Below are 9,822 nucleotides of genomic sequence, written 5' to 3'. Positions count from 1 at the left end.
CTTTCATTCTCTCTCATAGCCCTTTTCATCATTATATCATGTTTTTTCCATTTATGTATAATAAGATTCAATTATTGGTCAAAAATAGAGTCCTTCCCTAAAACTCCAATTTTTCAGATAATTCTACAGCAAAAAGCCCCGGAAGACTTCCAGGGCATTCTATCTCATTTTTCTATGTACACAGCGTTTTCCAAAAAAATGATCTTTGCTACTTGTTCCAACAGATGATTTTTATCGGCCCTCCTACTGGGTTATACACACCAAGCTTATCTGCTTCTTTGATCAAAGCTTTTACATCTCGCTTAAGAACTTCCGCCGCTTCATTTATAGCGTCATAATGATAGAGTTTTAAATGAATCATATTAACGCGGTTCACATAATAGTCAGTTCCGCCGGTATAAAGCTTTCTGCCAACCATACGATGTTGAAAATGAACAGATCCGCCCTGAACGTTTGCATATTGAACAAAATACTCTTGCTGATACTTTGATCCAATAAGAAAACAATAGTTTAGATCGTTGTTCATTTGGATTTTAGAGATCAAAGTACTAAAATTAAAAAGCAGTTCAACATAGGACTCCGTCGCAGGAACATTTTCCTTAAGCCAATCTTCGATATTGTATCGTCTTCCATCTTTATCGAAATACTGATTAATTCCATAGACGGCAATCACATAAGATTGATTTGCAAATACCTTATCTATGAATCCGCGATTTCGATCCAGTTCACAACTACCTAATTCTGTACTTAATGAAGGTTTTGAATCCCCAAAAGCACAGATACCATCTTTACAGATAACCATTCCTACAAAGCTCATGATCCCATCCTCCATACCATTTTTTTGTTTTAGTATAGCAGGAAAAGAAGCTGCTTGCGACATATTTTGATTCCTCCATGGAACTTGAATAGGTTTGTAGGCAGGAAATCCCTGATTATTACTATACACAGTAATGCCTCCTTTTGAATCTTTACTTGTTACAACCAATACATATAGCAAAGGAGAAGGCTTTTCCTTCTCCCCTATACAGAAAGAAGCTACTTATCTTTTTTCCTCTAATCAAATATCTGAAACAACTCAGGATACATCTTAACGACTTTACCGTGTACCCGCCGCTTTGCCACAGGAGAGATTTCCCCTTTTACCACTTGGTCTAATAGGAAATCTTTCAAATATCTTGAGATCTCGATTGGGATTAATAAATCACCGTCGGATTGACGCATTAGCAGGATCTGTTTTTCTAGTAGCTCTTTTGTAAAAGCGGTTAGCTGTTCCCGGTTTTTATTTGGATCTTTTCCGAAAGAAATCCTTTTAGGAGCCATATCATGATTAAAAAATGAATAATCCCCTTCCGTTTCGGTCTGCTTTTCTAGTAGCTGCCGTAACAGATCCCTCTGCTGTTCCTGGATTTTCTTTTTTATTTCTTCTGCTCTCTTGACATACAGAAAAAATAAAACTAATATGACGTTGGATAACATTGACAATAAAAGAAATTTCAACAGTTCTTTACCTCCTTGAAAGGAATTTAACATGAATCAATTTTATACAGATGAATATTTAGAACGCACAAAACAGCGTGCAAAAGACTCAACTCTAAAATTGGTAAATTAATGCGTCCTAGCTCATCAAGCTTTCTTACAATACCTGTACTTCTCATAATGTTCCCTCCTAATTATGTAGATTGGTAGAGTTGCAATATTAACATACCAATATTCTAAAATCTGTCAAATATAATTTAGAAAATACTTAGTGCTTCTTACTTTTTTTATTCCGAATAATCTCGAATAGTTCCTGTTCTATCTAATAAATAGCACTGTATTTTCCCTCCAATTAAAGGCTTCTTTACTTTTTCCTTCGCATAAGCTATCTCATCTTTTATGCAACCTTTCACTGTTTCTATGTCTATTTTTACACTCTCCTCTGAAAGAAAACTTCTAGAAAAATTATCAATGTTAATTCCGCTTCTTAAAACAAATGGCCGTAAAATTGTCTTTTCTATGACACATTCATAAGCGCACTCGATTACAATATAAAATAATGATCCATTGACGCACTGAGATACATGAAGATCCAGTGATTCTTCGGGCCTTAATTCTTTTTGGATACGCATTGCCATGTCTTTTAGCTGATAAGCTGCATCATAACTTTGTGATCTTTCAATTGTATCTTCTATCATAGTCTTGATATCGCCATTTATATACGTATTTCTTCCGGTGTAGCCCACTATTAATTTTTTGTCTTGAAATGATAAAATCTTTTGCTGATGATCACTGATCACGTCTCCATTTTTTGAAACTGTTCTTGACTCTGATGCAAGCACAAAATAATTATCTCGTTTCAATCCAATCATCAATGACATTTGTTGATCCCCCGTGTTTTTTCTCTTATTATAACACGGGTCTGATATCCATCCGATAACATTTTCATCTCTGTTTACAAGGCTATATCCAATAGAATGATTAAAATCATCACGATGATATTGGGCTGACTCACGAGAAAGAGAATATCCTTTACTGCCTTTATACATTTTACATCCTCCTGCTTAAAAAGATTTTTGACGTTTACAACAGGGACAATGTGTCCGTCCCTAAATAAAAGTTTTATTCCACAGTATATGAAACGACTTGGATGGCCCCTCCACCAGGGTTATACGACAAAAAAGCATCTCCTATTGAAATGATGTTTTGAAGTAATATTCTTCCCTTCTGTTCCAGTTCCATGACAGTCCAGTTGGGATTTACAGAAAGTCCTCTTGGCATTAGATTGAGATCTCCTGCAAAACGTAGGTTTGCTATTGTATTCTCTGCTCTAATTAGATCAATTCCCTCTGCACTGATTTGATATTCTTTAATAAAATATCCATCATTTCCGGGATACTTCTCGGATTCATAATGCCCTCCAATAAAGAAATGAAAAGCACAATTCATCGAATTATTATTTTCATATAGCAAAGCCCGAAAGTTTTCCAATAGTCCTTGGTAATTATCCGGATACTTTTTAATCAGCACACGTAGTGCGTCTTCTAATTTCACCGGTTTTTCATCCACAACCAGTCGGTTATTACCCCAAGTTGCCAAAAGGTAGTTTTTTCCCTTAAATGCTTTTTGCCCTTCCTCTTTGGTATCTCCAACTGTACTTCTCGAATCAGCCACAACGACAATCCCATGAAGACTGTTCATCATCATAACGAAACTCATGCAACCACTCCTTTGTATATGCGTGCACTGTTTTGTTGTTTCTTCATAATTTTCCCATGTATTATTATAACTATCAACGTTGGATTGGAAAGGGAACCCCATGGAATGATTCATGTAATCTTCTTTTTTTGATTCTTCAATCTGATTGTCGTGGTATCCATCATAGAATCCAAAGGATCTTTGATCCGTTTTTTCGTAGAATTGACTGTTATATTTTCCGGAATTTATCATCATTTTCTCCTCCATCTTTTTAATAAAGAAGAGGGGGAAACTCCCCTCTTCTTTAAGAGTCTTTTACTATTTTTTCTTTTTTCTCAAAGCGTAAGCACCTCCCGCGAGTCCAATTACCCCAACAATACCTACGATGATAATTGGAACTGTAGAAGACTGTCCAGTCTTAGCCACATTATTTCCGCTTCCATGAGAAGGCGTTGTCTTCTTTGGTGTAACAGGCTTTTTAACACTTACGGTCTGACCCTTATCATTGATATCTTCATGGCGTCCAATTTCCATATTGGATGCGACATCAAAAAGTTTTTCAAAGACGACAACATCTTTTCCTGCGAGAGCTTTGGCATCAAAGGTAAAGATAAGATTCGTTGTCCCACTCTCTGTTTTGGCAGTAAACGTCTTTTCTGCAGTCACCATTTCCCCGTTGATCTTCAATGCTTTTCCGGTTGCATGATCCATCAGTCTACCAGAGATTTTTACTTTCTGTCCTACTTTCACATTCTTCCATTCTACTTTATCAACAATGGTTACTTTTCCATTTGCTGAAATGCTATGGCTTCCATTTTCCTTATCTGTTGCAGTGGTCTTCACGCTCGGGAAGTGGATGGTCTGTCCTTCATCTTTGACGTCGGCATGAGTCGCAATGCTAATTCCATTCTGTAAAATGTCCTCGAATACAACAGTCGTTTTACCGGCTAACGCACTTGCATTAAGTGTAAATTCAAGCTCAATTGCTCCACTCTCTGTCTCGGCAGTAAACGTCTTTTCGGCAGTTACCGCTTTTCCATTAACAAGAAGTTCTTTTCCGGTTGCTGAATCAACGAGAGTTCCTTTCACAACATATTCTTTTCCAACTGTGAGGTTTGAATAAGAAACCGTATCCACGATGGTCACCTTTTCATCTGCCAGAGAGGTATGACTGCCATTCTCCTTATCAACAGCTGTGGTTTTTACTTCCGGTACATAGATTGTTTGGGCTTCATCGTTGATGTCCGCATGGACAGCGAATGTCTTCTTTTGATAAGTCAACTCTTCAAATGCGACCAAAGTCTTTCCTGCGGTGTTTACTCCGCTGAATTTGAAGGTAACATCTACCGTTCCGTCTGCCTTTTCAGCTTTGAATTTTTTGGAAGAGGTAATCACATCTCCGTCATCATTCTTTACAGCTTTGCCGGTTCCCCTGTCCATCAAAGTTCCAGTCACAGTATAAGTCTTACCCGGGATCAGGTTCGTGTAAGATACCGTATCAACAATGGTAACTTCTTCATCAGCCTTTGTGATATTAGTCCCCGTTTCAGCAACTGCCTTTGTCTTGATGCCAGGAAACTGAATCGTCTGCCCCTCGTCTTCAATGTCTTTGTGTGTCGCAACAACAACATCGCTGTCGGAACCACCTTTATATAAAGTTTCGAAGACTACAACATCCTTTCCTGCAAGGTCTGTAGCATCAAAGGTGAAAGACATTTCAATCGTATTATTTGAGCCTTTTGCCTTAAAGGTCTTTTTAGATGTAATCTCTTTCCCGTCTTTTGTAAGGAGAGCGCTTCCCGTTGCCTTATCCATAAGGATTCCTTTTAAAGTGTACTCTTCTCCATCATCCAGGTTTTCATAGGCTACCGTATCCGTAATGGCTGCATCCTCATCTGCCGCACTGACATGAGTGCCGGTGGTATCATCTTTTGCTGTGGTATGAATCTTTGGCACCGTTGTTTCATTATCAATGATAGTGCCTAAATCTACGGATTTATTATCCTTGTTGATCCAGAAGTCTACTTTTACCAGGTCGAGATTTTTGTTTGTTTCACAGCGTAATTCCTCCAATGTGTACTTGCCATAAGGGAGGGCGCCTTTGGTATCGTCAGCCTTGGCTGTAGATTTGTCTTCTCCCAGCCCAAACCAAACGCCGGAGTTATAATTGAAGTCACTGGTCTTTAAGACTGTATCTTCGTTATATCCGTTAAAAAGCTTGTCATTTGCATTGGTCTCTACGCTGTGCTTTGGATCATCAGATGAAAAACTTCCGTTTTTATCTGTCACAATGACATGGGATTCATTAGTGGTATCATTGGTAATCTTGAAGGCAGCACTGATGTTCTGCTGTTTCTTTCCTTCCTTCTTGATGAATTCTACATCTCCACGGATGACTTCGTTTTTGACGTTTAAGTCACCAGAATCAGATGGAGTATACAGATACCCGTCGTCTCCGTGGCAGACCACGGTTTTTTCTTCTCCGTCTGACATCTTATATCCAGTGCTGCTCGCAATTTCCTTTATGCCGTATGTACCATAAGGCAAATCCTTATTTCCAGTCTGAGCAGTATATTTCTTAAGATCCTTATTCCAGGAAGCCTTGATTTGTGTTACTTCTTCCCCCGGTTTGATCTCTTTCCCTTTATAGGTAATAGGATTTGTACTCCGGTTGGTAATAGAGAATGTCGTTCCTTCCAGAGTAGCCCCCTCCGGAGATGCCGTGTGGTCTTTTCCTCCGATGGCTTCACTCTTGTCAAGTTCTTTATCGGATTTCCATACCTGGATACCGTAATTTTTCGTTGGCTCATTGACTGTAAAGTTTGCAGAGACAGTATCGAGGTCCTTACCTTCTTCTACTTTTGAGAAATAGGTACGATCTGCTAACACTGATCCGTTGACTGATACGGTAGAGTCTTCAATTTTATATCCGTTGGACGGATCTTTTTCAGTAATGGTAATGGTTCCATATGGGACAACGATATTACCATTTGCATCCTTGTAGAAAGCATCTCCTGAAACCTTATGAGCCTCATCAAATGAAACTTGATAACCATTAGTTGTTTTTTTTGTTTCTAACACCCAGGTTCTTGTTGGTTTTGAAGGAAGCTGTCCTTTATTATCGTAGTAGTCGTTGTAGTAGTTTACCGTAAACTGCGCCCCTGAAAGAGCAGCATCTCCCTGTGGGACTGCTTCTCCGGTCTCCTTATCAACTTTCTTAACTTCTAATCTTGCTGGGTCAGTTCCGGGAACATCAGATATATTGACAACCGCTGGATTGTCCTCATCATTATCCGTATCTACCATGACTGTTTTTACGGCATCATCAAGTTCATACCCCTTTGGAGCTTTCGTCTCTTTCACATAATACTTGCCTGCGTCGATTTCTTTTACATCCGTTGTGCCATCTGCCTTTGTTGTAAAAGTCATCACTTTATTTGTACATGCTTTATCTGAATAAACTCCAAATTCTGCACCCTGTAAGCTATAGCAGTTGTTCCCGTTTGTAATCGTCGTATTTGCAGACGACTTCTTAATCTTCAAAGCACCTTTGGACTCAATTGCCAGTTTATAGATTCCAAACCCGGATTGGGTATTAACCTCCTGCGTGTTCAATCCGATAATGACATATCCATCGTTTGTATCCACATGAAGGACTGACAGACGGATTTTTGCAGAATCTCCACTCTGTGTTCCCATCGGATTTGAAATATGACAGCATTCTCCGGCGTACATATGCTTAGATGAATAAGACGCCTCGTCTCCGTCGTATTTTGTTACAAAGCTTCCTTTTTGATGAAAATTAAGGGTTGCCTTGTTCTTATTCAGGGCTGTTGCCTTATAATTGCTTAGATTTTTGCTTGGTAGTGTCATTCCGAAGGTGACATCCTCAAAATTTGTCTTTTGATTAACTCCATTGGTATCGTCAAAATCACTGCCTTTGTCATAGACATCAAACCAGCCGCTTTCTGCACTTCCAGTTGGAATGTACAGATACTTAATCGAATGTTTGATGGATTCTTTTCTGGCCTTTGTGCTGTAATCCCCCGTGACATCGTCAATATCGCTAAAATACTGGATGTTAGCATTATACTCAAACACCTGGCCATCCTGCAGTTTGCTGGTGTCAATCTTATCAAGGACGATTGGATCTCCTGTTTTTTTGTCTGCAGCAAATTTCAGCTTATCTGGATTTGTGATCTTCGCACTGACATCTGTTGTAAAAAGTTTTAAGATGCGTTCTGATAGTTTATCTTTTTTAATCTCCACTCTGACGGATTTCAAAGTTGCCGGCGATACCCCTAGTTCCAGTTCTCCGGTATCTTGGTTATAAACAGCAGCTTCCTTTCCATTAAGATCATACTCTGTTTCAGAATCATTCAAGAAAACTTTAAAATCATCCAGGGTCAGACCTCTCGCAATTCGCAGAGAATCTGTTACCGGAATCGTAGTTGTCACATCATATGTGCTTCCGGTTACAACCTTATACTTTTCTTTGGCATTTACGTTTGGATTTTTAACCGTCACATCAATTTTCGTATCTTGATTGTTGACGCTTCCGGCATACATAACCTGCCCGGTTAAGAGGGCATCCTTGTCTTTTTCAAAATAAGTTTTCGGGACATAAGCAAGTCCGGAATCTTTATCGAATTTGATGTCCTTTCGTACATCTGGATTTTTATTATTCGTTCCCTTTACAAACGCCGCATCGTAGATATCCCCAATTCCATTTAAAGCGGATAAGTTGGCGACATAATAATCAGCATTATCACTGGTGCTGTACAATGGTACAATTTCGGTATACTGAGACAGGAATGCATCCGCATGCTTCGCCCAGAGTGTATCAATTGTACAGTCTTTTGGAATCTTTGATTTTTCGGCAATCAGGCGTTTTAATCGAATCGAATACTCCGTCTGCTCCAATTCCTTTTGGATTTTCTTCTCTGATTTTCCTTTTACATCTTTGGCAAGATTCTCATCTACGTTTTTTGCCAAATAGGTTTGGGTCTCTTGATACCGGGGTTTCGTAACCGTCACCACATCGGAATGATCCAGAGGTGTATCGGCCGCCACAACATTGCTCAAGCCACAAAACGAACCCAGCACCATGACCGTCGTGATTACAGAACAGAAAACCTTAGAAAGGCTCTGTCTTATTCTTGATTTGTTCTCCATTTTACTATCTCCTTTTTAATCTGATTTCCTAGTTTTTTAAAAATAGATATCATCACATTTTGTAACACTCCTTTCTTTGTGGTAGAAAATATATCCTCATTTATAGTATGATAAACAATACTTTTTTTAAGATTAGGGAGAAATGGATAAAATTACTATTTTAAAGCAAAAAAAAGAAGCAGATTAAAAAATCTGCTCCAAATAATTATCTATTTACATACTTATTTATTAGTTTTTATTTTTCATCTACAAAAAATGATTAGCCTGAATTATTCATGGAACCATTTTTATAAGTTTGACATACCTCTAATTGCTTTAGTCACCATCTGAAAGGCCTCATTTTGGGAATGTAGTCTCAAAAAAGGGTAGACTTTCCCCAAGGAAAAAATCAGAATCATTTTAGAAGTTGTCAAGGTTCAACAAGACAGTTATTCCAACTGCGGCTGCAGATTGCGGATGTTATACAGCGTCTCAAAAAACTCTTTTTTATACGGGCAACTGCTGCACAGCTTGAAGTATAGTATTGCTGCTGACATCATACAAATTACTGCCCAGGAAAAATTATCAAATATGTTCGGATCTTCTGATAATTATTTTTTGTACTCTCCGAAATAAATTTAAATCTGTGAAGACAACTGATTTTACTGGCCAGATTTTTACATTCCTTTGGCCATAAAGCATCTTTCATATTTTGAAACCAAATGTCTTCAACCATGCATTCTAATATCTTCCTTAATGAAACAGCCGCTTCATCGAGATTGCCTTCTTTTGTCCTTTGGGAATATCGTTCGTAGTATTCCTGTATTTTATTATTGTCGAGTTCCATTATTCGTGACCCCCAAGTTTTTCTTTTTGTGATTCTTTTTGTAATATAGATAGGATACGGTGTTAATTAGCTATTTTTCTTTAGTAGCTCCACAATCGCATTTGTATCCTGTAACTACTTTTTCATCGTAAGCCTTTTTGTCTACCATCCACTGCTGCTTTGTCGTGGCATCGTGGTGGATAATTATCGGAATACGTTTTGTATACCATGAAGAAGTGCATCCGGTTCCAAGAATAAGATCGTGCATACCCGCAAATTCTTCAATAGTAGAACAAAATGTATCATTTGGATATTCTTTCAAGTGATCTTCCCATCCGGCTTTGTACTTTTCGTATTCTACATCTAAATCTTTGTTACAACCATAACAGATGAAATGTGTCTCATACTTAGTTTCATCCCAAGCCGGAACTTTCACTGTTTCATAATGTCCCACAGCATCGTGATGTACTGTCTTGTACTGTTTTTCCCAGACATGGCTATGCTTCTGAGTCTGAGATGTTGTCTTCTTGCCTTTTGTATTATATACGCGAACTACAGCATTTCCGCTGCCCGCCTTATTCTTTAACTTCACTTTAAAGTACCCTGAAGTCTTAGATGCTTTCACCGAATAGGTCTTCCCATTGATCGTAACCCTAACTCGATAGTTC

Annotated in this window: 6 protein-coding genes and 1 pseudogene; all 7 read right to left on the bottom strand. The window is 38.4% G+C overall.

Translation table 11 applies throughout. From position 1 onward, the window contains the following. Window positions 1-208: 208 nt before the first annotated feature. On the bottom strand, window positions 209-946 hold the full coding sequence (locus AC27EF_RS13470) for a hypothetical protein (RefSeq protein WP_487111283.1): 738 nt from the start codon (window positions 944-946) through the stop codon (window positions 209-211). 107 nt (window positions 947-1,053) lie between these two features. Further along, window positions 1,054-1,497: a hypothetical protein gene (locus AC27EF_RS13465; RefSeq protein WP_487111282.1), complete on the bottom strand. Its 444-nt coding sequence runs from the start codon at window positions 1,495-1,497 to the stop codon at window positions 1,054-1,056. 26 nt (window positions 1,498-1,523) lie between these two features. Beyond that, window positions 1,524-1,655 carry a hypothetical protein gene (locus AC27EF_RS13460; RefSeq protein WP_487111281.1) on the bottom strand — a complete coding sequence of 44 codons (132 nt, stop codon included), beginning with the start codon at window positions 1,653-1,655 and terminating at the stop codon, window positions 1,524-1,526. Between the two features lie 108 nt (window positions 1,656-1,763). Continuing rightward, entirely contained in the window at window positions 1,764-2,525 is a 762-nt protein-coding gene (locus AC27EF_RS13455; protein WP_487111280.1) for a hypothetical protein, read from the bottom strand. Between the two features lie 73 nt (window positions 2,526-2,598). Further along, window positions 2,599-3,429 carry a hypothetical protein gene (locus AC27EF_RS13450; protein ID WP_487111279.1) on the bottom strand — a complete coding sequence of 277 codons (831 nt, stop codon included), beginning with the start codon at window positions 3,427-3,429 and terminating at the stop codon, window positions 2,599-2,601. Between the two features lie 63 nt (window positions 3,430-3,492). Next, window positions 3,493-8,349 (bottom strand): VaFE repeat-containing surface-anchored protein, encoded by a 4,857-nt coding sequence (locus tag AC27EF_RS13445; RefSeq protein ID WP_487111278.1) that lies wholly within the window; start codon window positions 8,347-8,349, stop codon window positions 3,493-3,495. Window positions 8,350-9,245: 896 nt separating this feature from the next. Next, window positions 9,246-9,822: pseudogene (locus AC27EF_RS13440) on the bottom strand (hypothetical protein); the annotation flags it as partial.

This window comes from Anaerostipes stercorihominis (assembly GCF_057535655.1).
This window is presented reverse-complemented; position numbering and strand designations above follow the sequence as displayed.